Origin of the sequence: Malacoplasma muris (assembly GCF_046774425.1) — a bacterium.
Classification (GTDB): domain Bacteria; phylum Bacillota_I; class Bacilli_A; order Mycoplasmatales; family Mycoplasmoidaceae; genus Malacoplasma; species Malacoplasma muris.
Map to the genome: position 1 here is coordinate 602,063 of NZ_CP177248.1, position 26,297 is coordinate 628,359.

20 protein-coding genes are annotated in these 26,297 nt (G+C 24.4%); 2 read left to right on the forward strand and 18 right to left on the reverse strand.

Annotation, left to right across the window (positions count from 1 at the left end; translation table 4 throughout):
• Window positions 1–19: 19 nt before the first annotated feature.
• Complete coding sequence (locus ACLFO7_RS02410; protein ID WP_412031926.1) at window positions 20–2,503, reverse strand: SGNH/GDSL hydrolase family protein; 2,484 nt, start codon at window positions 2,501–2,503, stop codon at window positions 20–22.
• Window positions 2,504–2,911: 408 nt separating this feature from the next.
• On the opposite strand from ACLFO7_RS02410, the gene ACLFO7_RS02415 reads away from it, so the two are divergent.
• A complete protein-coding gene (locus ACLFO7_RS02415; RefSeq protein WP_412031927.1) occupies window positions 2,912–4,933 on the forward strand; it encodes an ABC transporter permease in 2,022 nt (673 codons plus the stop codon).
• Window positions 4,934–5,001: 68 nt separating this feature from the next.
• Here the strand turns inward: ACLFO7_RS02415 and rplL are convergent, their stop codons facing one another.
• Together rplL and rplJ are read right to left on the reverse strand one after the other, a co-directional pair.
• A complete protein-coding gene (rplL, locus tag ACLFO7_RS02420; protein WP_412031928.1) occupies window positions 5,002–5,367 on the reverse strand; it encodes a 50S ribosomal protein L7/L12 in 366 nt (121 codons plus the stop codon).
• A gap of 38 nt (window positions 5,368–5,405) precedes the next feature.
• A complete protein-coding gene (gene rplJ, locus ACLFO7_RS02425; protein WP_412031929.1) occupies window positions 5,406–5,894 on the reverse strand; it encodes a 50S ribosomal protein L10 in 489 nt (162 codons plus the stop codon).
• A 272-nt stretch (window positions 5,895–6,166) separates the two neighbouring features.
• Between rplJ and ACLFO7_RS02430 the strand changes: the two genes are divergently transcribed.
• Window positions 6,167–6,376, forward strand: coding sequence for a TM2 domain-containing protein (locus tag ACLFO7_RS02430; protein WP_412031930.1), 210 nt, complete (start codon window positions 6,167–6,169; stop codon window positions 6,374–6,376).
• Between the two features lie 421 nt (window positions 6,377–6,797).
• On the opposite strand, the gene ACLFO7_RS02435 is transcribed toward ACLFO7_RS02430, so the two are convergent.
• From ACLFO7_RS02435 to ACLFO7_RS02505, 15 genes are all read right to left on the reverse strand, one after another.
• A complete protein-coding gene (locus ACLFO7_RS02435) occupies window positions 6,798–9,776 on the reverse strand; it encodes a M64 family metallopeptidase (RefSeq protein WP_412031931.1) in 2,979 nt (992 codons plus the stop codon).
• Between the two features lie 474 nt (window positions 9,777–10,250).
• Entirely contained in the window at window positions 10,251–10,700 is a 450-nt protein-coding gene (locus tag ACLFO7_RS02440; RefSeq protein ID WP_412031932.1) for a hypothetical protein, read from the reverse strand.
• An 84-nt stretch (window positions 10,701–10,784) separates the two neighbouring features.
• Window positions 10,785–12,230, reverse strand: a complete 1,446-nt coding sequence (locus tag ACLFO7_RS02445) for a DEAD/DEAH box helicase (protein ID WP_412031933.1) — start codon at window positions 12,228–12,230, stop codon at window positions 10,785–10,787.
• Between the two features lie 197 nt (window positions 12,231–12,427).
• Complete coding sequence (gene topA, locus ACLFO7_RS02450) at window positions 12,428–14,560, reverse strand: type I DNA topoisomerase (protein WP_412031934.1); 2,133 nt, start codon at window positions 14,558–14,560, stop codon at window positions 12,428–12,430.
• A 115-nt stretch (window positions 14,561–14,675) separates the two neighbouring features.
• Window positions 14,676–16,385 carry a DAK2 domain-containing protein gene (locus ACLFO7_RS02455; RefSeq protein ID WP_412031935.1) on the reverse strand — a complete coding sequence of 570 codons (1,710 nt, stop codon included), beginning with the start codon at window positions 16,383–16,385 and terminating at the stop codon, window positions 14,676–14,678.
• 1 nt (window position 16,386) lies between these two features.
• Window positions 16,387–16,635, reverse strand: coding sequence for a hypothetical protein (locus ACLFO7_RS02460; RefSeq protein WP_412031936.1), 249 nt, complete (start codon window positions 16,633–16,635; stop codon window positions 16,387–16,389).
• A gap of 124 nt (window positions 16,636–16,759) precedes the next feature.
• A complete protein-coding gene (locus tag ACLFO7_RS02465; RefSeq protein WP_412031937.1) occupies window positions 16,760–17,746 on the reverse strand; it encodes a hypothetical protein in 987 nt (328 codons plus the stop codon).
• A gap of 133 nt (window positions 17,747–17,879) precedes the next feature.
• Entirely contained in the window at window positions 17,880–18,248 is a 369-nt protein-coding gene (gene rplS / locus ACLFO7_RS02470; RefSeq protein WP_412031938.1) for a 50S ribosomal protein L19, read from the reverse strand.
• Between the two features lie 2 nt (window positions 18,249–18,250).
• Window positions 18,251–18,940 (reverse strand): tRNA (guanosine(37)-N1)-methyltransferase TrmD, encoded by a 690-nt coding sequence (trmD, locus tag ACLFO7_RS02475; protein ID WP_412031939.1) that lies wholly within the window; start codon window positions 18,938–18,940, stop codon window positions 18,251–18,253.
• Between the two features lie 29 nt (window positions 18,941–18,969).
• Complete coding sequence (gene rpsP, locus ACLFO7_RS02480) at window positions 18,970–19,314, reverse strand: 30S ribosomal protein S16 (protein WP_412031940.1); 345 nt, start codon at window positions 19,312–19,314, stop codon at window positions 18,970–18,972.
• A gap of 81 nt (window positions 19,315–19,395) precedes the next feature.
• Window positions 19,396–21,081 (reverse strand): SGNH/GDSL hydrolase family protein, encoded by a 1,686-nt coding sequence (locus tag ACLFO7_RS02485; RefSeq protein WP_412031941.1) that lies wholly within the window; start codon window positions 21,079–21,081, stop codon window positions 19,396–19,398.
• A gap of 295 nt (window positions 21,082–21,376) precedes the next feature.
• On the reverse strand, window positions 21,377–24,040 hold the full coding sequence (locus tag ACLFO7_RS02490; RefSeq protein WP_412031942.1) for a M64 family metallopeptidase: 2,664 nt from the start codon (window positions 24,038–24,040) through the stop codon (window positions 21,377–21,379).
• A gap of 576 nt (window positions 24,041–24,616) precedes the next feature.
• On the reverse strand, window positions 24,617–24,832 hold the full coding sequence (locus ACLFO7_RS02495; RefSeq protein WP_412031943.1) for a hypothetical protein: 216 nt from the start codon (window positions 24,830–24,832) through the stop codon (window positions 24,617–24,619).
• Window positions 24,832–25,350, reverse strand: coding sequence for a hypothetical protein (locus ACLFO7_RS02500; protein ID WP_412031944.1), 519 nt, complete (start codon window positions 25,348–25,350; stop codon window positions 24,832–24,834). The genes ACLFO7_RS02495 and ACLFO7_RS02500 overlap by 1 nt, the downstream gene beginning before the upstream one ends.
• Before the next feature lie 22 nt (window positions 25,351–25,372).
• Entirely contained in the window at window positions 25,373–26,098 is a 726-nt protein-coding gene (locus ACLFO7_RS02505; protein WP_412031945.1) for a hypothetical protein, read from the reverse strand.
• Window positions 26,099–26,297: the final 199 nt, after the last annotated feature.

Here is a 26,297-nt window from a genome sequence, read left to right on the forward strand (position 1 = left end):
AGTTATAGATTTTTTAAATTTATGCTGTTGGTGTTTTAGAAATTGTAATTGTTGCAGTGGGGCTTTTTGCAGCATATTGTGCTGATTGACTTAATGGAGTTTTTGAAATAGCTCATGCATCAACATTATATGTTCCATCTTCTATCATTAATCAATAAGCATTTGTATAAACACCATATTTTGTTGTTAGATAATAAGTTCTTTCACTCTCTTTTTGATTACTTTCATATTTTATAAAAATGTTTGCTAAATTATTATTACTTGTACTACCACCCATTGGAAGAGCTGAAGCTCATGTTTGTGTATTAGGAACTACTTTATTACCTTGTGATACTGAATTTAATTCTTGAATTGGTTTAGCTGTTGTACCTGTTCATCAAACAAATTGTTGTAAAGTATAGTTTGATAAATAACTATTTCCTATATCTACTCCAAGAGATTGTAAAAAAGTTTTTCCTTTAATAATGTTTGCACTTCCACCAGGATGCAATTTATCAGATCCTAGAAATAATTGATCATTTACAGAATATGTGTAGTTTGTAATAATATTATTTAATTCAGTGAAAACTTGCTCATTGTATATAACAAAGTCTTTATATTCACTATTTTCTGTTCCAAAAGCTTCTTTTAAATAAGGGTTATAAATACCTGGAACTTTATTTCTTCCACCAGCTTGAGTTGGATTGACTGCATTAATAACAACAATAACATCTGGATTAGCTTTTTTAGCAGCCTCAATTAATATTTTCATATTATTAATATATTTCTCTTTAGTAGCAAATGTTGGTTGTCCATTTGAAGTAGCAGTTATACCATCACTTATTCCTAAACCTATTGAAACAACATCTGCTCCATATTTTGTAATAGTTGACTGAATTTGATAAGGATCAACTGCTCTACTTGTAAAATTACCTGATTGAGCTGCATTAATAAAAATATCATCATATCTTTTTCAATCGTTTTTAACACTTTTTTCAACTACTTCTACTAAATTATCAAAACCTTGATTAAAAGATGCTCCATGATCTATTGAGTCACCTAAAAATGTTCAAATCATTGGTTTATTTTTATTATTAAATTTATTTATAAATTTTTGTTGAGCTACAGATAAATTTGTAGAACTTGAGTTAGATGAACTAGTTCTAACTTCTTTAGCTGTTGTTGCTGTTGATAAATCACCATTCACAGCATTAAAAGGATTACCATTTTTATCATAAACAGTTAATGTATATAAATCATTATTTGTTGTAACACCATTTGATGTTGATGATCCATAAAGAAAAATATTATCAATGATTATTTGATTGTTATTATTAACTACACTATAATCTTCAATTCTAATAGCTAAATTATTAAATTTTAACAATCATTTTAACTTATCATTTGGAGCAACCCCTCCATCTGGAAAACTTACAGTTAAAGTTCCAATATTATTATTGTCTTTATTTTCTACAGATGCTTTTACACTAATATTTAAACTGTTTTTTGAATCCAATGTATTTCACTCTAATGGAACAGCATTTAAATGAGTTTTTGAATAATCTGTTCAATTAGCAGGAGTTCATTCTTGTCCTGTTGTAGCTACAATTGGTTTCATTGTTGCTAAAATACTTTTTGCAACTTCATTATTACCAATTCTTGTTAAATTTAAATTTTGGTCAAAATATTGATAAAACTCATAATCTAGATTTAAAAATAAATCTTGATTATCAACCAAAAGCACCCTAGGAATTTGATCTTTTGTTAATTCAGATAAAATTCTATTCGATCTAGTATTTAACTTTTCTACATTATCATTGTATTTTTGAATCTTGGGATCATTTTGTGGGTTTGGTATTTTTCAATGCTTTATGAAAATTAAATTTGATTTATTGTTTCTTAGTTTTAATGAATTTTGAACAAAAGTTCTTAAATCATTTTCAAATTCATCTAATGTTTTATCAATATTATTTGTATTAATATATTCAGAACCAACAATTGTAACAACATTTTTAGGATCTAAATTCTTAACTTTAAAATCATAATTTTCATTAATTTCTCTTAATGTTTGGTTTGGTTTAGAAATATTAATACAAAACCTTCCAAGACTAGAATAAGGAGCTGATGGATCATTTCCTCCACGAGCAGTTAAAGTTCATCTAACATTTTCTTCAAATAATCCTGTTATACCTTTAAAACTTTGATAATCATCTCAACTATTAAAAAAATCATTACCACCAACAAATAAATAAGTTCCTTCTATAGTATCTTGAAATTTTTTATTGTCACCAATTAATAAAGAACTATAATCACTTCCGCTTGCATACTGAAAAGCACTTTCAGTCACCTTAGAACCAAGGTTACTTGGAATTTTGTATCTTAAAGCCTCATATTCATCAGCATGATTTTTTCTATAATCACTTCAAAAAGCAGAAGAAGCTATAAAAGGCACTGCAATAACTGCTCCAGATATTGCAAAAGTAGCTGTAAAAAAACCTATTCATTTTCAAACTTTTTTTGCCATAATTTTACACCTCTATGTTTCCATAGTAGAGTAACACTCATAATTGTAAACATAATTTTTTATAAATAAAATAGTATATAAAAATATCGCCCTACTATTAATTAAATTATAATTCATTACTTATATTTATAATAAAATATTTTAATCAATAGCATTTAAATAAAAATTGAATTAATTAAAATAAATAATAATTAAAACCAAACAAATATAAATATGCTGACTATAGTATTATCATGACTTAAATTTATTTAAAATCTAGTATAAAATAATTATTACATTTTTTAAAATATTAGTCATACAAAAATCAAATGAAATAAAACAAATATTAATTACAAATAATTATTTAAAAAATTTAATTTTTTATATAAATCTTAATATAATTATACTTATGTATAAAGAAGAATAAATATGACAAAAAGAAAAGAAACAAATTTTTTTGATTTAAGATACTTTAAATATTTATTTAAAGACATTTTAAGAAAATGATCAATATATGTATTTGCATTTATATATTTTATATTAATTGCCTCTTATTCAATAATTGTGCCAATAATAGCAAAAACTACAGCATATGAAATATATAGTTATCCTATTTCAATCATTTTTTTAGTGTTCTCTGTAGGACTTATTTCAATTGCAATGTCCATAGAGGTTTTTAAATCATCAATTGATGATGGTAGTGAACTATTGATACTATGCAAAACTTTTACTAGACAAGAAATATCAATTGTAAAAATATCAATATTTTTTACAATAACATTAATTATTGCAAGTTGTGGTAGTTTGATAAGTTTATTTAGTTTACTATCAAAACCAGGAATAGGAATAGATTACTTACTTTTAAGTCTTGGTATATTTCTAGGAACAATTATTGTATCTCTTCTATTTGGTGGAATAACAACAATATTTTCAATGTTTATATCTAGAACAAAATCTTTCATATCTTCTATAGTTTTTTTACTTGTATTAGTTTTATATTCTATATTATCAATGTTTATAACAAAAAGTCATATAAATGAATTAGATTCACAAAATATAGTGTTATCAAAATCATCATTTGTTGATCCTAAAAAAGAAGATAAAAATAGCAATTATGTTCAAGGATATTGATTAAATGATGTTGACAGAGCAAAGTATGATTTACCAAATAACATTGAATCAATTGACATAATAAAGGATGTTATAAATTATTCAAGTAAATACAATATTATTCATTACACTAATATTTGTTCGCAATTGGAAAGAATTTTTACATTTGGCCAAATGACTAGTGATTTATATAAATTAAATGATGTAGTTAAAGTGTTCAATATACCTTTTTCATTAGAATTATCTTCTGGAAAAGTTGAAGACTTTTTCAATAACCCAATAAAAATTTCTTTAGGAATATTTAACGATTATAACCAAATAAGCGACTTAGAGTTGAAAAATGAAATAAATAAATTCAACACAATAACATATTTATTACCTCAGATGACTTATGGAACATATTTAGAGCAGTTGCATTACGATGGACAAAATTATGTTGAAATTAATCAAATTTTTGAAAGAATTGTATCAACAGGAGATATTGTGTTTAATGAATACAGTTCATCCTTATGAGATACTACATGAAACAAATACAAAAAGCACACAGAGGATGCAATAAATAATTCATTTCAAAACTATAGTCCTTATAGTTACTTTTTAAAAAAATGAATTGAAGATCAAAGTCAAAATATTACAAATCCAAATCAAGTAAAAAATATTTTAAATAATTTTCAAAATCTTTTAAAGAGTATTGTTTACAAATTAACTTTTGATTTTCAAAATGGAATAAATATTTTTAATTTAATTAATGTTTATAAAGAAGTGTATGAAGTTGATGAAAAAAATAATATAGTATTTGATACAAATACTAGAATAGGAAGTATATTCAACATTGATGGAAATACAAAATTAGCTTCTTATTTAAAAGATAAATTAATAAAGATATATCCTAATGTTAAAAATTCAACTAAATTGAGCACAATTTTAGAAGAAATAAAATTAAATCATAAAGATATATACAATTGAATTTTAGAACAAAACAAGGATTGATTAGAAATAAACATTATGTTGGGTTTGCTTGGAGTTAGTGTTGATAAATGATTAATGCTAACAACTGGGGCACAAATAGCAAATCACTGAAATCCCAATAATATTCCTTTTAATTTTCAAACTTTATTATCTACTTTTAATTCAAAAAATGATAGTAATATCAATCATACAAAAGATTTAATTATAAAACAACCTCTTGTTTTAAGAAGTAATTTAGGTTTTGATTCATTCACTAGAGTTAAAATAAAAAGTTTTTATAATCAAACAGCTATTTCTATAGGTTGAACAGTTGTGGCATTTTGTATATTTATTGTAAGTATGATTATATATTCTAAAAAAGATTTTAAATAAAAAAAATATAAACTTAAAACGTGTAATGACATATTAAGTTTATATTTTTTATATACCTTTTAAAGATATTATTTAAATTCTACAGTTGCTCCAGCATCTGCAAATTGTTTTTTCATTGCTTCAGCATCAGCTGTTTTAACACCTTCTTTAATTTTACTAGGTGCTCCATCAACTAAAGCTTTTGCTTCCATTAATCCAAGTCCTGTAATTTCTCTAACAACTTTAATAACAGCTACTTTATTTCCGCCAGCATTTGTTAACATAACAGTAACTTCACTAGGAGCAGCAGCTGCAGCTGCTGGAGTTGCTGCTGCTACTGGAGCAGCTGCTGAAACACCAAATTCAGTTTCAATAGCTTCAATTAATTCTTTAATTTCTAACATGCTCATTTCTTTTAATGATGCAATAATGTCTTTGCTTGATAATTTTGCCATAAATATTTCTCCGTTAATTTAAATATAATAAGTTTCATTTAATTAGTTTTAGTTTCACCAACTGCTTTTAAAGCATATAATACTCCTCTAATAGGAGCAGTCAAACATGAAAGAATCATGCTGTACATACCTTCACGATTTGGAAGAGATGCAATAGCTTTTGTTTTTTGTTCATCAAGAAAACTTTTTTCTAAATAAGATCCTTTAATTTTAATAAAGTCATTATCTTTAGAAACATTGAATATTTCTCTTAATGGAGCAATTTCATCTTCTACTCCAATCGCTATAGCATTAGGACCAACTAAATCACCAAAATCATTAATTTTTGATTTTACTAATGCTCTATTTAAAATATTATTTTTTATAATTTTTAAACAAGCTTTAGATTCTAGTAATTTTTTTCTTAGCACAGTAATTTCTTGTGCAGTAAGACCAGAATATTCAAAAATAATAAAAGATTTTGATTCATCAATTTGTTTAGATAATTCACTAACTAAATTATCTTTATGTTTTATTATTTTTTTCATATTTATTTCCCTTTACTATATTTGTAATATACAAAATGCCATTAGTACTAATAATACCAATGACATTAAAAAACAAAATGTAACACAATAAAATGTTAAATAAAATGTTAATAACTTAGGTAACATTATTAAAACTATAAAAGTTCGTTACTGTCTTTAGTATATTACCTAATTATACTAACATAATTTTTTTAAAAAATTTATGTTTGTGATAATATAAATTTAGAAAGTATAATTACTTTCAATATAATACATAATTTTAAGGGTAGTATATGTCTGATAAAAGTAGACTAGTTGCTGCAGTGCTTTGCTTCTTCTTAGGTTGCTTAGGAATTCATAGATTCTATGTTGGCAAAATAGGAACAGGTGTAGTTTGATTATTAACACTTGGATGTTTTGGAATTGGTGCATTAATCGATTTAATCCTAATCCTTATAGGAAGCTTCAAAGACAAAGACGGAAACAAAATAGAAAAATGATAATTTTATAAAACTAACATTGTTATGTTAGTTTGATTAAAATATGAAGTATAGCACATATTAAAAATATATGTTCCTTCATATTTTTTATTTACATAAAATAGCACAAAAAAGATGTATTAATCTATTGTAAAAAGTCGGTTATAATTTACAACAATTTATAAAAAAACATTAATTCATGTTATTCAAAAAATATCTTTGAATTCAAAATAATTAAATAGATACAAAGATTCAACATCAAAATAGTTAAAAACAACAAACAAAATTAGAAATAACATACAAATAAAAACCCATAACCTTTTATTTGGTTATGGGTTATAACTAACTATTATGATATTTTATTTTCATATTTAGTTTAAGTATTATTAATCATAATTAAAACTATAAATATCTATATGATTTAAAAATAAAATTAAATGCATTTTTATTTTTTCTTCTTTTTATATAGATATACAGTTATTCCTACTGAACCTGCAGCAATAACTCCAATAACAATTGGAATAACCATTATTCATAATTGATTAGATGTATTCTTTGATGTTGTTATAGGTTCATTATCTACTGGTGGATTTGTTGTTTCTCCGTGTGTTGGAGGTGTTCCAGTTTGATTAATTGGAGGAATAATAACATCTTTAATTTCTGTAATTCCATCTTTATCTGAAAAAGTTTTTCCACAAGTATCGCATTTATAGTGTTCTAAATTACCACTATCTATATTTGTTGGTTCCTTTTTGGCAATATGTTCTAAAGTATGACCTAAAGGAGCAATATTAAGATCTAAAATTTCACTACCAGTTTGAGTAAAGTGTTTACCACACTCAGAACAATCTTTATGCCCTTTAACACCTTTACTTGTACAACTAGCAGGTATTTCATCATGTCAATCACCAAATTTATGTTCACACAGATTATCAGGAACATTTATTACACCTAAATTTATATAATCATTATATCCATCATTAACATCACCTGAGTTAGAAATATGAAATCTTGTTAAAGCTGTTGCACTCATAAGATATTCAGTATTATTATGAACAGGATTGTTGACATCCATTGAATATCCATTTTTATCTGCAAGTTTTATTGAAACAAAATATGTTCCAACATCTTTTGGTGCTTCACTAAGCTTTTCTCCGATTTCTCCATTTTTATCAGCATAATAAGTATATTGATAATAATTGCTTATTGAATTTGGATCAACTTGCACACCTTCTATATACATATGAAAGTAATTTGTAAAATCTATAGGTTTACCTGTATAAGCAAAAGTCTTATTATATCCATCTGCTACAAATGGAGCATATGCTGATGGCTGTCTATAAAAAAATGATGATCTAAATTTTTTAATGTATTCATTTTTTTCTTCAACAGTATTAGGACTATAACCTTCATCATGATTTGTAATCATATTTACAAGTTCTTTTGCAGCATATTTGATTCCATCATTATTTGCAGGAATATAAATAGTAAAACGTGTTCCTTTTTCATCTTTTACACATAAACCTTTTTTTACTGATGGGTCATTTACAAATACAATACATGCACTATATTCATCTGTACCACTTGGATTAAAACTACTAGGCATATTAGTCATAAGTTCACCAAGGTATTTTTTTTGTAAAAATTCAGAAAGTGTTTTTGCTCTATCAGAGTCTACTATTTTTCCATCGTTATCCTTTGATAAGTTGAAATAGCTATTACTTCCCAATCCTGAAGCTTTAGATGCAGTATCAGTATAATAAAAATTAAAATAGTTACGAAATTCTGCATATGGTTCAGATGTGCGTAAAGTGTTTATAGCTTGTTTTGTAAGTTCTTCAAACATTTCTTTTTCACTTGGGGAAAATCCTTCACCAGCAAACATAATTTTTCTTGGTTTATATTCACTATGTTGATATGGAAGTTCTCTGCCAAAATTGTTTACAATGTTTTCGTGCTTAACTTCAATTACAAATTTTTCAGTTTGTGTATCAACAGCAACACCATTATTCATAGCTTTTGCAGTTACAGTATATTCACCAGGTAAGATTGGAGGTTCAGCACTATTATATTCTTCTGTAAGAGTATCTGAATATATAATCTTTCCTGAATATTCATAATTTATATCTGTATAATTTGTTACTCTTGGAGAATAGTCTATATCAATCGGTTTACCATCATATATTTTATTTTCAACAATAATTGCTTTTCTATCAAGTACTTCATATTCTCCAATTTGTTCACATGGATCAAACATTTCATTCCCACTAAATGTTGCTTTTACTTTATATTTACCTATAGTATTTGGAGCTGAATCTAACTTTTCTCCATTTTCAGAATAATATGTTAATGTTAATCCACTTCTTATTTTATCTCCTGTAACTTCATTCTTACCTTTTCTAAAAATAAAATACTCGCTCATGTCTTTTCCATTTTGACCAATTCTTATTTCATCTGCATATTTTTGAAAAAATAACATTGTAACATTTGCTTGTTTGCTTAACTCTTTGCGCAGTTCTTCTTTACAAACTTCACAGAATGGTTGAGCATGCGCATACATTTTACATACTTGAGAAGGTTTATAATGTTTAGGAGATGAACTAGTAGGTTTTTGATCCTTAAATTCATAAACACCTATTCCATTCAAACCTATGAAACGTTTTCATGGCACTTTTTCAGGATCAGATTCACGTGTCTTATTTGCATATTCACCAGCATATCCTTCTTCTCAATATTCATCAGCTAATCCCGCTGCAGAGTGAGCAAACTCATGCACAAAGACATTGGGTGCTCCTTGTGAAAGAGACGCAACTGCAATAGAACCTCCACTACCACCATGTTTTGTTGAATTTGAAAGAACAAGAGATTGATCAGAATGAGGACTAAATACTTTTTCAAGTTCTCTCAATTTTCTTTGACCCTCAGGATTACAAGTTAGCAATCTTTCTATTCAATTTGTATAATAACGTGTGTGAAAATAAGTGTCTCTTTCATCTTCAATATTAATTCCATCTTTATCACCACCTTGAACAACATCAGTATTAGAAACTACACCAACAGCATAAATTTTAATAATAGGTGCAAGTTCATCTAAAGGTGATTGTAATAAAAAATGATCAGCACTTTTTTTAGCTTCTTCAAAAAATTTATCTTGTTGATTTTTCATAAAACCATCACCATAAATAGTTAAGACATAAGCATCCTGATCAGATATCTTGTCATTTCCTGCAATTAAACGAGCTTTACCTTCAGGCACTACATCAGCATAATCTACCACAGTTTGTTTTGTTGAAGAAAAATGAGTAGAAGAATAATCATTATTACTTTGTAAATTTTGTGTAAAATATTTTACACCCAATGTTAGTGTTAACATTGATGTTGCTGTATAGATTAAAATACTTTTTATAAAATGTTTATATTTCATAATTAAAACCTTCTTTCAACAAAAATAAAATGATATTTTTTAAATTAATAGACAAAAATAAGTCTAAAACAATTAACTGGAAAAACAATAAACTAATTTATGATAATCACACACAATATAAATTTTATAGTTTTAAATATAAACTAAAAGATGTTGCTTATTAAAAAGAAAATAACAATCTTTATGAACATATTCAATTAATCTAGTTTCATTATAAAATGTTTTTTATATAAGTCAATTATTAACAAAAGTCATATATAATAGTAAAAATATATACTATTCTTTATGTTTATATCAAAATTAATTTAATTCAAAAAACAAATGAATACATACAACAAAACTATTTAAAATAGTACTACTTTTAATCTATTTTTATTTAACTATATTATTAAAATAAAAATTTATTTTAATATCATTTTTATTTTTTAAATTGAGACACAATAGAAAATACAATTTCAAAGACTATAGTTTTTATTATGATTCAATTTGTAAATCTTGTGATTTCAATAAATATTTTCTTCAAAATTTACTTAATTCACTTAATTTATGGATTTTAGTTTTAGAATCATCTTTACTATTTAAATGAATTATATTTAAAAGTTCAGACCAATAAACTCTAAAATTCATATAATCATCTTGAGAAAACAAACTTTCACAGTCAATCAAAAAAGAAACACTATCATTTCATTTATTTGTTAATTCCAATTGTGCTTTTAAATAATTATAAATAGTGTCATATAATTTATTAGCTTTATTTAATATTTCTTTACTATTATCAACATTACTAACATCATTTGAAATTAATAATTGTTTAGATCACATTAAAAGCTCATTTACATAATTTAATGATGTTAAACATTCAAAAACTGCTTTAGTTTTTCTTTTTAATTCTTTAACTTTTGTTTTATCAAATATTGCTGCCATATTATATTTATAATAAAACATTTTTTTAAATAAACACAATAATTAAAAAATATCATCTATTTAATTAATAGATGATATTAAAAACTAATTATGTTTTATATTACTATGTTTATTTTTAGAAAAGTGTTTTTTAATATTATTGTAATGTCTTGAATTATTTTGCTTAGAAAAATTTTTAGAATTACTACTATCAAATTTTTGATTATTATTTCCTCAAGTAAAATTTTTAACATTTTTATTTAATTTTACTCTTTCATTATATTCTTCAATTCCTTTTTTTCTTCTAAGGTCATTTTTCGTTTCATAATTTTTATTATTATAATAATCTTTTGGTGATGAATTATCTTTGATTTTTCTTTTTCTAGTAGAAACAGGTCTTGCTCTTTTGACATCATTTCATTCAAGATTAATACAATATGTGCTGTCTATAAATACATTGATATTTTTATTTGAATAATAAACTTCTTTCAAAAAATATAAATCATCCTCTGTGACAAAAGTAAATGCTTCACCTTTTTTATGAGCTCTACCTGTTCTTCCAACTCTATGAGTATAAGTATCTTTATTATTTGGAACATCATAGTTAATAACAAAATTAACATTTTCAATATGTATCCCTCTACTTGCAACATCAGTAGCAATTAAAACTTTTACTCTATTTTGTTTAAAAGATCTAATTGCTTTTTCTCTAAATTTTTGGCTTTTATCACCATGAATGATTTGAGATTTAATATTTGCTTCATACAAACATCTACTAATATAATTAGAAACTTTTTTAGTGTTAATAAAAACTATAAATGTGTTGTCTGGATTATTTTCAATTAACTCAATTAATAATTTTGGTTTATCTTTTTGCAACAAATAACAAACATTATGTTTGATATTATTTTTATTAATTTGTAATCTCTCTGTTTCAACATATGCATAATTATCTTTTAAAAATAACCTTGATAATTCTCTTACTTCATCTGGAATAGTAGCTGAAACTAAAACAGTTTGTAATTGTATATTAGTTAATTTACTTTTAATAAATTTCATGTCTCTTATAAATCCCATATCTAGCATTAAATCAACTTCATCTAAAACAAAATATTTAACAGAATCTAAATTAATTTTATTTCTTTTAATTAAATCAACTAGTCTTCCAGGAGTTGACACAACAATGTCCATTCCATTATCAATTTTTTTTGATTGTAATTTTATTGATTCTCCACCAATAATTGAAATTATTTTATAATCAAATTTTTTAGTTAAAAATTTAAATGTGTCAGTAATTTGATTTGATAATTCTCTAGTTGGAGAAATAACTAAAACAGTAGGATCATAAGATGTATTATTAATCATGTTTTCAACAATAGGAACTGCAAATGCTGCAGTTTTTCCAGTACCAGTTGGTGCCTTTGCTAGAACATCATTTCCTTGCAACACAAGAGGAATTACTTGTTGTTGAATTAAAGTTGGCATTGTGATATTTTTATCATTTAAATTTGTAATAATTCTATTATCTAAATTAAATTTGCTAAATGACATATATTTTTCCCTTCATTTTAATAAATATACAATTATTAGTTTTGTTTAAATAATTAAATGAGTTTTAATATTATCACAAAAATTAAAAAATAAAAGTCATACAAAAAATATAGCCCAAAAAAACAAGAGTTTTATTTATAATAATTAAACAAAAATAACAAAGCACTTTATTAAAAATGCTTTGTTATTTTTTATAATTAACTTTTTTTAATTAGTTTTTGGATTGAAGATTTTTTTGATTCTTCAAGTTGTTTTTTATTTGGTAATGGTTGATTTGGATTTTCACTTATAAATTTATTATAAGCTTTATCACTCATAATGTAGTTACATTTAGGATAACCACTACATCCAACAAAACTACTACCACGCTTTGATTTTCTCATTAATAAATCACTATTACATTCAGGACATTTTTGTTCTAATATTTGTGGCTTTTCAAATGGTTCAAGATAAGTACATTCAGGATATCCACTACATCCTATAAATTTACTTCCACCTCTTCTTGCATGTTTCACTAATAATTCTTTACCACATTTTGGACAATCTCTTCCAACTTTTTCATCCTCTTTTTTTTCCATGTTTTGATAAGCATTATCAACTTCATTATTAAATATTGGTAGAAATTCTTTAATTCATTGTTTTCAATCTTCTGTTCCACTTGCAATCTTATCTAAATGTTCTTCCATTCCTTTTGTAAAATCTTTATTAATTACATCAGGAAAATATTTTTCAAGTTGAGCAATAACTTCTTTACCCATATCAGTCATTACAAAAGATCTTTTATCTAGTTCAGCATATCCTCTTTCTAAAGCAATATTTGCCATACTACTATAAGTTGATGGTCTGCCAACACCTGCTTTTTCAAGTTCAGCAATCAAAGTAGCTTGTGTATATCTTGGAGGTGGTGTTGTTTGATGATCATTAACTTCAATTGATTTAGACTTAAACTTAGAATCAATTTTGTATTTTGATAAATCAATGATAGCTTCTTTATCTTTATCTTCGTAATCTACATAAACTTTTCTAAAACCATCAAAGATACATTCACGACTAAATGTATAAAATTCATTACCATTATTATCAAACTTAATTGTTACTCTTTTAAATTTAGCATTGCTCATTAATGATGCTAATGTTCTTTCTCAAATTAATTTGTATAAAGATAAATCATCTTTAGAAATTTTACCTTGTAATGATTTTGGAGTGATACTGACATCAATTGGTCTTATACCCTCATGAGCATCTTGAACATTTGCTCCTTGTTTTTCTTTAGTCAACTTATTTACAGAATTGTCTCCTAAGTATTCATTTCCAAATTCTTTTTTAATAAAACTTTGACAAGCATCTATAAAAGTATTTGATAAACGTACACTGTCAGTTCTAGGATAAGAAATTAATGCTATTTGATTACCATCAACATCAATACCTTCATACAATCTTTGTGCTACAATTGTTGTTTTTTTAGATGATCATCCAAGTTTATTAATTGCATCTTGTTGTAATGTGGATGTTTTATAAACAGGTTTTGGGCTTGAAGAACTGTAACTTGGCTCTTCTATTGAAGATACTATAAATTCATCATTCAAAGAATTTAAAACAGCATTTGCACTTTCTTTATCAGAAAAATTAACACCTGTTGAAAAACTTTTTTCCCAAACATTAATATTATTCAAAGAACTAGAAACAGATTTTAAAATTAAAGAATTTCCATCAACTAATACTGCATCTAATGTAAATCAAAAATCTGGTTTAAAAGCATTGATTTCTTTTTCTCTATCTTCAATAAACTTTAAGGCAACAGATTGAACTCTTCCAGCAGATTCTGCTTTAAGTTTAACATTCATTAATCTAGACAATTTAAAACCAATTAATCTGTCAGTAACTCTTCTTGAAAATTGAGAATGTACCAAATTAAAATCTATATCCCTTTTATTATTAAAAGAATCTAAGACAGCAGTTTTAGTAATTTCATTAAATGCAATACGTTTACATTTTGCTTGATCTTTCTTATCTAGCACATCAAACACATGTCAAGCAATTGCCTCACCCTCTCTATCAGGATCGGTAGCAAGATATATTTCATCAGCCTTACTGGATTTTTTTAATATTTCTTTAACTATTTCTTCTTTATTTGAATCGTTTTTAGTTTTCTTTTTACTTGCTTTTGGTACAATCCATTTTGGTTCTAATGTCTCTTTGTCAAAACCCATTCCAAAAGGAGACATATCACGTATATGTCCAATTGTTGCTATAATTTCAAAATCACTATCTAAATATTTAGACAATGTTTTAATTTTGTTTGGAGACTCTATTACTAATAGTTTTCTCATAATAAGTATATCCTTTTACTTTTACTAGTAAATTATATAAATGAAATTAATTTTTTCAATACAAATTTTTTACACATAAAAAAATAATTATTTGATATCCAAATAATTATTTAAATTATTGTACACCAACAAAATATTTATATAATTTTTGATCACCTTTAATATTTTTACATTTAATTCCATATGATTCATTAACAAATTTTTCAATATTTCTTATTTCTCTTGTTGTTACATCAAGACCATAAACAATATAAACAATTTTTGGTTTTCTAATTCTAGAAACAAGTTTTTTAATCAAAGATATTACACCAATCTCACTATTTTTTTCAGCTAAAATAATTTTTTTATCAACAATACCTATGAAATCTCCCTTTTCAACTAACACATCTCCAAATTGAGCAGTTTTAACAGATGTTGATAATAAACCAGTAAATGATTTTTTAATTATTTTATTTATTTCTTTGATATTATCAAAAACTGAAATATTTGGGTTAAAAACTGTACAAGCAAAAATTGATTCCATTGTATTTTTACATCTTGCAATTTGAACATTAGCTTTATCTTTATATAAAATTGCTGCTTGTTCAGCGCTTAAAATAATATTTGAATCATCAGTTACTATAATTATATTTGTTGAATTTGCTGTTTTAATTCCTGTAAGCAAATCATTTGTTGATGGATTACCAATCATTTCAGTAATGATTGTATTATTAATATTAAATTGTGAATCATAATATTGAGCTAAAGATTCTGTTGGAACTGTAGCAACAATTTTTATATCATTTGTCATTCTAAATTTCTTAAATAATTCTTTAGGAGATATTTCTGGATGATTATCCAAAAATTGTTTAGTCATATTATCAACTTTTATCTTTAGAAATTCACCATATTTTTGTCCAATTTCAAAAATTTTATATGGATATAAAGAATGAACATGAACTTTTACTATTTCAGCATCATTTACAATTATTAAAGAATCTCCATGTTCTAATAATTCTTGCTCAAAAATATTTTTAACTCATTTAACTTTAGCCTTTTGAGTTTCAGTTGTCTTAAAATTCAATTGAATAATAAATTCACAACAATAACCAAAACCTTCTTCAGAAATTTCAAATCTACTAGGATTTGTGATAAATGTTGTTTTACTATTTGTTGAAATATCTTTGATTTCACTTGAAGCTTGTTTAATTTCTTGGTCATCTAAAGTTTCTTTTCCAGAAAGCACTTGTAACATACCTTCAAAAAACTTGCACAAACCATAACCACCAGAATCTACAACCTTTGCCTCTTTTAAACTAGGTAACATATTTGGTGTCTTTTTTAATGCATCTAAAGCTATTTTTGTAACATTTTCTAAAAGTTCAAGTGTATTGTTGTATGTTTTTTTAACAACTTCTTCAGAAACTACTCTAATAATTGTAAGAATTGTTCCTTCTACGGGATTAGAAATGCTTTTATATGCTTTTTCTTTTGCTGCTATTAAACATTCAATAAATAGATTAATATCTATTTCTTTTGTGTCTTCTTTAATAGGATCAAAAAAACCTCTAAATATTTGAGAAAAAATTACACCAGAATTACCACGTGCATTCATTAGTAACTGTCTAGCTAATAACTTTGTAATATCATAAAGATTTGATTGATCTGTTATATTTGCCTTTACATTTTCAATAGCACTTGTAGTAGTAATCTTCATATTAGTGCCAGTGTCACCATCTGGAACTGGAAAAACATTTAATTCATTCATATAATCACAATTCACAGCTATGAATTTACAACCGCCTTCGAACATGTTAATAAATAATTTAGAGTCTATTTTTTTCATCTTATTCACCTAAAATAACATCTACTTTATAATCTCTAGAATCAGTTGCTTCATTCAATTCATAAGCTAATTGTTTTTGCAACATTTTTGCAATTTCAACATAATTAATTGATAAATCTATAATATGTAATCTAATAGTAATATTTTTATTTGCAATACTAATATCACTATCTTTAATTTCATTTGAAATGCTTAAAATTGAATCCAAATTTCTTTTAATTATTTCTTTTGTGACCTTTACAGAAAACATATTACTACCTATCCTAATTTATCAATTCAAAAATTATAACATATTTATTAATTTGATTAGTTATAATTATTTGTAAAAATAAATATTAATTATAGATTTATATTATTCATTACAGCTATATAAATTAATTTAACTTACTTTTTTTATATCCATAAAAATAAACATATGCAAGAATATGCAACGATTGATTGAAAACATTATCAATTAAAAAATATATTTCTCCATATGTTAAATTAATATTTTTTATTGTTGTTAATTTTTCAACAAAAATGTTTTCTGTTCATCTTAAAAATAAAAGAGCTCTTCTATAGTCAAAACCACCTTTTTCTTTAAACAATTTAAAATACGTTAATAAAAGATTAGAAAAGTGTTTTTCTGCATCTGTCATTCTTAACATATTTTTAACATAAACATTAGTCAATATAAATTCATTATCATCAAATTTATCAATTTTATTTTTTGAATCTAATTTATTTGAATAATCATCATAAAATTCACAAATTAAACCATCAAATATTTGTTTAAGTTGATGTAGATTAGATTTATCATAATCTGCAATATATTCTTTTATATCTTCTACAATAGCATCAATGCTTGATAATTCTGCTTGTCCTCAATAATATTCAAGAAATGCTACATATTTTTTAGAAATTTGTTTATCCAATTTTTTTCTACTATTAGTATTAAAATCCTTATTATTAGTTAATAAATAATCATAGTCTTTTTCAATAATTGGAAGTTTATAATAAAAAAAATTAAGTTTAAAATATTCAATTAAATCATTGCCTTTTTGAGTTAATCAACCTTTTTGAAAATTGCCAACATTATCATATTGGCAAGCAAATATATCATAATTATTTTTTTTATCACTATTTTTAATTAATTCTTCAATTTTGTCTATAGCAACTGATAAATAATTCAATGCATGATTGTATCTAAAATCCTTTTTTTTAATTTTAGAAATGAAACTATCAAAATCAGAAAGTGACTTTTTCCCCTTTAAATAAGCAACAAATAATTTAACATCTTTTGATTCATTATTAATTGAAAAATCTTTTCTTTTTTTGCTTGATGATAATTCAGTAAATGGTGTAAAAAAATCAAATTGCATATTATACCTTTATATAACATTAACTATAAAATAATTTTAATAGAATAAATAATAAAAAATCTAAATATTAACACATTTATACTATTTAAATATTTTTAAAAGTATAAAGGATATATTTAGATAAATATTTACTTTATTTTTTTTCTTTAATTCTAGCTGATTTACCAGATCTTTCTCTAAGATAAGAAAGGAATTTTCTTCTAACTTTACCACGTCTAATAACTTCAATTTTTTCAAGCAATGGTGAATGAATTTGGAATGTTCTTTCCACCCCTACACCATTACTTTCTTTTCTAACTATAATAGTTTCAGATAAACCACTTCCACGTCTTTTTATCACAACACCTTCAAATTTTTGAATTCTTAATTTATTGTTTTCAAGAATTTTGTTGTGCAGTATAACAGTATCACCTGATTTAAAATCAGGAATGTTAGTTTTTAGTTGCTTAGAATCAACATATTTCATTATTTCATATTTATTATATTTATGAATATCATGCATAATTAATCTCCTATATTTTTCTTGTATTTTAGATATAAATCAAAACGATTAGTCTTAGTTTTTAATAATTGTTGTTCTTTTCTAAATTTATCTATTTTTTTATGATTTCCTGACAACAAAACACTTGGGACAAAATGTTTGTCATATTCATAAGGTTTTGTATAAACAGGATAATCTAATAAATTGTTTTCAAAAGATTCAGTTAATAAACTTTCTTTGCTAATAGATCCATCATATAACCTTACAATTGAATCAGTTAATACCATTGCAGCCAATTCTCCGCCAGATAAAACATAATCTCCAATTGATATTGAATAATCTATATAATTGTTAATTCTTTCATCAAAACCCTCATAATGACCACAAATTATGATTAAGTGATTTGACAAAGAAAAATCTTTAGCTATTTTTTGATGATATTGTCTTCCAGAAGGTGTTAGCAATATAACTTTAGATTCTGCTCTTTTATAACAATTAATTGCATCAACAATTGGTTGTAGTGTTAATACCATACCAGCACCACCACCATAAGGAGTATCATCAACTTTTTTGTGTTTATCTTTTGAAAACTCTCTAAAATTCACAACATTAATTTCTACAATCTTTTTATCAATAGCATTCTTAATAATTGATGTATTAAAATACTCTTTAAAGACATTTGGAAACAAAGTTAAAATTACAATTTTTTTCATATCTAAATCTAAATAAGTTTAAATCTAAACTATTTAGTTTTTTTTGCAGGCTTTTTTGCAGCTACTTTAGAAGTAGTTTTAGTTTTTTCTTTTTTTACTGATTTACTATTTTTAGCAGAATTCTTTGATGCAGTAAATTTTGATCAAAGTTTATGTTCTCTCAAAATATTTTTAACAGTATCTGTTGGTTGTGCTCCTACTGATAGTCATTTTAAAATTAAATCTTCTTTTAATTTAACTACATTTTCAAATGGTTCATATGTTCCTAATAATTCAATATATTCACCATCTCTTCTTGATCTAGAATCAATAGCAACAATTCTATAAAAAGGAAGATGAGTTCTTCCAAATCTTGTCAATCTTATTTTTACCATTTAATTTCTCCTATAACTCATATATTATACATAAAAAATAAAATATGAGTTAAGTAATTTAACTTAACTCATAAATTATTATTAAAAACTTTCTAAATTAGAAGTCATTGAAAATCCTAAAGAATGCAATAAACTTTTAGCTATTATTAAATTTCCTGTTGTATTAAAATGTCAAGAATCACGAGAATATATTATTGATAAACTAGATGAACTAGTGTCATTATTTAATGATGTTTTAATAAAGTAATTAATTGTTTGACATGTATCATTCAATAAAACATCATTATGAGCTTGAGCAAAATTTTTTATTTCTTGATTCATAACATCTCTTTTTTGATTCATTATGTCTTGATGCTCATTGTTATAACGGTATGTTATTGTATTTAAAACCAATCACCCATTAGGATTTTTAGATTTATATTGATTATATAAAGTATTAAGACTTGTTTTTGTTAAATCAATAAAGAATTGGTCTGATTCATTGTAATGTGATGTAACATCATTTGTTCCTAACATAACACTAAGAATATCAGTATTATATTGAGAAAAATTATAATCTTTATATTTTATTTCTCATTCTAATCTGTTTCCATTAATAGCTTGGTTAAAAGAAAAATCATTTTTTCTATTATACTCATTACGTATTAATCATCTAAAATATTCAGTATATCCATTAAATCCTTTTGTGTGAACTCCAGCATAAGAAATTGAATCACCAACAAAACTTCAATTAGCTTTTTGCAAAGTTTTTAAATATGCTTGAAAATTATTTACTTTATTTTGATCTACAATAGGTTGTAAATAATTATTAGTATTAAGATTTGAATATTCATGATTTATTGTATATTGATCAAAATTGGTTGGGGAAAAATGTTGATTATATGATGTACAATTAGGATAAACTACAGATAAAAACTGTGCAAATAATTCAAATTGACCATTAATAGTTAATTTATTATTCTTATCTATTCCATAATCAATAAAATTCCCATCTATAGATAACATTTTTTTTGTTGTCAAATAACCATGATTAACAAATTGAATTCTATTTAGCTTGTTTTGATCATTCTTATAATTATCTAAAATTGTTTTTTTAATTACTTGTGTATATTTATTACTTAAATTATTAAATTCAATATTGTTTGTATAATAATAATCTTTAATAATAATCATTCCTGTATTATTTCTTAATGATAAGGATTTATCAATTAATTCTTTTAAATAAATAGAATATTCATTCTCATCATTAGATTTAATATCAACTGTATCGAGCTGATATACAACACTTAAAATGTTATTATTTATTGTTTGGTTATCAAAATCTAACAATATATCTTTTATAGAATTATTTTGCTTTGTAAAATCAAACATAACTCTTTTACCATAAACATATTTATTATGTTCTGAAGAGTTACCAAAGTTATATGGGGCTCAAGATCTTGCATAATCATCAAATAAGGATGATAGTGTTCTAAAACCATTATGTTCATAAAGAGAAAACTCATCATAACTAAAATCACTGCCTCCAAAAAAACCAAAATTGTTAGCAAAAATTTCTAACTTTTGCATATTGGTAACAATATCATTTCCAAGCAATAATTTTTTAAAATCTGCATCAATAGAAGTTACTGGTTTTTCATCCTCTGGTGATTGTATATAATTGTTATTATTTTTATTACTAGTTATAAAAAGAGCAATAAAAGCTGTTGATGCACCAACAATCAATGCTTGTAATAAAAACAATAAAGTTAATTTTAATTTTTTCATTTTTATAACCAATATATTAAAACATATTAAATATATTGTAACAAGAAAATAAAATAAAAAAAAATAAGCATTGATAGCTTATTTAAAAATTATTTTTATCTTATATTTTAATATTTACAACCAAAAATTATTGATAGCATTATGCAAAATTAATTATCTTGCAACTTCTTAAATTACAATCATAATTTAATTTATATTAAATATCTTATTTTGTATTGTACACATTTTCATTTATATACTTATTCATAATATAAAATCAAGATAATATTATCAATTAATTTAAAATAAAATATTTTTATTTTTTCTTCTTTTTACGTAGATATACTATTGTTCCTATTGTGCTTGCAACAATAACACAAATAAAAATTGGAATAGCAATTATTCATAATTGATTTGATAACTTCTTTGATGCTGTTATAGGATCTTTATCTACTGGTGGATTTGTTGTTTCTCCATGAGTTGGTGGTGTTACATCAGGAAAATTAAATTTACCTAAATTTATGTAGTCATTATGTCCATCATTAACATCACCTGAATTTGAAATATGAAATCTTGTTATAGCTGTTACACTCATAGCGTATTCAGTAGTATGATGAACAGGATTATAAACAGAGATTGAATATCCATTTTTATCAGCTAATTTTATTGAAACAAAATAAGTTCCAACATTTGTTGGTGCTTCATTAAGTTTTTCGCCAATTTCACCATTTTTATCAGCATAATAAGTATATTGATAATAATTACTTATTGAATTTGAATCAAGTTGCACACCTTCTATATACATATGAAAATAATTTGTAAAATCTATAGGTTGTCCTGTATAGGCAAAAGTTTTATTGTATCCATCTGCTACAAATGGAATATATGCTGATGGATATTTATAGAAAAATGATGATCTAAACTTTTTAATGTATTCATCCTTTTGCTCAGCAGTAGTAGGTGTATAACCTTCATCATGATTTGTAATCATATTTGCAAGCTCTTTTGCAGCATATTTTATTCCATCATTATTTGCAGGTATATAGATAGTAAAACGTGTTCCTTTTTCATCCTTTACACATAAACCTTTTTTTACTAATGGATCATTAACAAATACAATACATACACTATATTCATTTGTACCATTAGTTGAACTTCCAGAATTAGTCATAAGTTCACCAAAATATTTTTGTTGTAAAAATTCAGAAAGTGTTTTTGCTCTATCAGAATTTACTATTTTTCCTTCACCATCTTTTGATAAGTTAAAATAACTATTATTTCCTAACCCTGAAGTTTTTGAAACAGTGTTAGTGTAATAAAAATCAAAGTAATTACGGAATTCTGCATATGGTTCAGATGTACGTAAAGTTGTTATAGCTTGTTTTGTAAGTTCTTCAAATGTTTCTTGTTGATTTGGTGCAAACCCCTCACCAGCAAACATAATTTTTCTTGGTTTATATTCAGTGTGTTGATATGGTAATTCTGCACCCAAATTATTGATAATATTTCCATGCTTTGCTTCAATCTTAAACTTTTCAGTATGTTCATCAACAACAACGCCATTATTCATTGCTTTTGCAGTTATAGTATATTCACCAGGTAAAATTGGTGCTTCAGTACTATTGTATTCTTCTGTAATAGTATCTGAATACATAATTTTTCCTGCAAATTGATAATTTATGTCTGTGTAATTTGTAACCTTTGGTGAGTAATCTATTGCAATTGGTTTTCCATCATATATTTTGTTTTCAACAATAATTGCTTTTCTATCAAGCACTTCATATTCTGCAGTTTTTTCACATGGATCAAACATTTCATTTCCGCTAAATGTTGCTTTTACTTTATATCTACCTACTGCATTTGGAGCAGCATCTAACTTTTCTCCACTTTCAGTATAATATGTTAATGTCAATCCACTTGTTATTTTATCTCCAGTAACCTCATTACTACCTTTTCTAAAAATAAAGTATTCACTCATGTCTTTACCGCTTTGACCAATTCGTATTTCATCTGCATATTTTTGAAAAAATAACATTGTTGTATTTGCTTGTCTTGTCAATTGTCTACGTAGTTCTTCTTTACAAACTTCACAAAATGGTTGAACAAGCGCATACATTTTACATGTTTGAGAAGGTTTATAATATTTAGGAACATTAGTATTAGGTTTTTGATCATGAAATGGATAAACACCTATTCCATTCAATCCTATAAAACGTTTTCATTTTACCTTTTCAGGATCAGATTCAGTTGTTTTATTTGGGTATTCAAAGGCATATCCATCTTCTCAATATTCATCACCTAATTTTGCTGCAGAGTGAGCAAATTCATGTACAAAAATATCACGAGCTTGTTCTGCAAGTGACATAACTGGAATATTTCCTCCACCTCCACCATACTTTGTTGCATTAGAAATGATAAGTGATTGATCAGAATAAGGATTAAATGCTTTTTTAAGTTCTGAAATTTTTCTTCTACCTTCATCATTACAAGTCATTAATCTTTCCATTCAGTTTGTGTAAAATTTAGTATGAAAATAAGTGTCTCTTTCTTCTTGAATATTATTTCCATCCTTTTCACTTCCTTGGATAATATCAGTATTAGATACTACACCAACAGCATAAATTTTAATAATAGAGGCAAGTTCATCAAATGGGGATATGGACATAAAATAATCTGCACATTTTTTGGATTCTTCAAAAAATTTATCTTGTTGGTTTTTCATAAAACCATCACCATAAATAGTTAAAACATAAGCATCTTGATCAGATATCTTATCATTACCTGCAATTAAACGAGCTTTCCCTTCAGGCACTACATCAGCATAATCTGTTGTAGTTGAATTAGATGAAGAAAAACTTGTAGAAGAGTAATCATTATTATTTTGTAAACCTTGTGTAAAATATTTTACACCTAATGTTAATGTTAACATTGGTGTTAATGTATAAATTAAAATACTTTTAATAATACGTTTAGATTTCATAATTAAATCTCTCCTTCAACAATATTAAAACTATTTTATCTTAATATAAATGCAAAATATAAAATATAAATAGTTAACAACTAACTGAAAAAACAAAAGCAAAAATAATACTTATGTTCAACTAATCTAACTTTATTATAAAATGTTTTGACTATAAGTCAATTATTAAGAAAATTAGTCATAGCAACAAAAAAATCAATAATATTATTATGTTTTTAGTGGATTAATTTAATTTGAAAATTAAATAAAATATTCCATATCAATAATAAAAAATAATTTAAGTAAGCACATATAATAGAGTGATTTAAAACAATATTTTTAACTTATTTTTTTCATTGTATCATTTAAAAATTACTTAAAGTTGGAATAGAAATATGATAGTTAAATAAAAAATACAAAGTGTACACATCATTGAAAATATGCATTGCACTTTGTATTTTGGTAAAACATTAATTAATATAAAAAATATAGAGATTCAATTAATTTAAAAATATTATTTATTTTTATAACATAATTAATTTATATGCATCAAATGCATTCATTAAAGAAAAATTATAAAAGTTTAGCAATAGTTTACTATATATTATTAGTAACAGGAAAATTAAAACTAAACTCTATTAATTTATTGTTATTATATTTTCCATTATTATTAGTTCTTTTTATGTCTCATTCATATCCTTTTTTTGGAGATACAACTAATTTTATATAAGTTATAAGTCTTTCATTGGTTGGATTATCAACATTATAAAAATATGTTTCTAAATATGCATATACATTGCAATTTGGATTCATTAAAAATTTCAATCAAAACTATCAAAAGCAAATAATTTTTTATTTGCTGAAATTTCATTATTCAAATAAAATGAATATTCAACTTGATCTTTTTTAATTCATGTATAAAAACTATTTAAATCTTTAAACAATACATCAGAGTTTGTTGAAACATTATCTGAAAAATATGAACATATAAATGTATCATAAAATTCTCTATTATTTGTATCATCAATACCATTAATTTTTTCTGTTTCATATTTTCTTCCAGCATTCAATTCCTCTTGTTGTCATTGATTTACATCATTTAATTTATATTGAGGGATAGTTAGAGCATCATTAACATAAAAATAAAGTGAATTTCCAGGAGCAGAATCATATAGTGCATCTTGAAAAGGTGCAGTAATTTTTTCTTTTGGTGTATTATCATTATCATTTGTAGATGAATTAGAATTGCTTGTTGAACATGAAGTTAATACAATTGGAATAACTATTCCACACCCAATTAAAATTGATATTAAAATTTTATTTAATTTCATAATTAATTTCCTTTTTTATTTGTTATTTTATATTTGAATCAGTAAAAGAAAAAAGAAAAATAAGCTGCTTTGTATTATTATAGTTTTTACTATTATCACTTCTATTTACTAATCATTCAGATCCAGTTTTTGGTCAAGCATCAATTCTAATACCCATAATATTTCTATGAGCAACTGTAGTATCAGTCATATAATTAGTTATTAAAACAATAGACACATTGCAATTTTGGTTTGCTAAAAAACTTCAATTAAAATCGTTAAATTGATATATTTTGCTATCACTATTGTTGTTTGAATTATTATTGCCATAAAAAATAAAAGTATGATTTATAGTACTTGATCTAACTCATGCATAAAACTCTTCAACATTTTTAAAAAGCGGATTAGAACTAGTAGGATTATGACTAATATAATTTGTAATTGAAAAATATTCAGTAGTTCTTTGTTGTGTTCCGTTACCACCTTCATATGTTGATTTGTCTCATCTATAATTTCTTCCATCAATTAATTCATTTTGAAATCACTGATTTACATTTTCTATATAATATTGAGAAGTTGGATTCATGTTAGCAAATTGAGGTTTTGTATCATTACTATCATATAAATCAGCTGGACATGGTACTGGAATTTGTTTAGAATTGTAATCAATTGATGTTGTTGTAGAATTTGTTGAACAAGATGACAACACAAAAGGTACAAGAACTCCACAACATCCCAAAGAAATAATGAAAATTTTATTTAATTTCATTGTTAATTTCATTAATTAAAATAATTAATATTTTAATCAATATTCTCCTTTTTATTTAATTTTCAGCTTAAAAATAAAAACTTATTATTTTAGCTTTTTATATCTTTTTAATTAATAATTGATATCAATTATTAACATTAATTAATATCAACATATTTATATTTTAGCATTCTGTTTAAAAAGAAATTATAAAAAAATA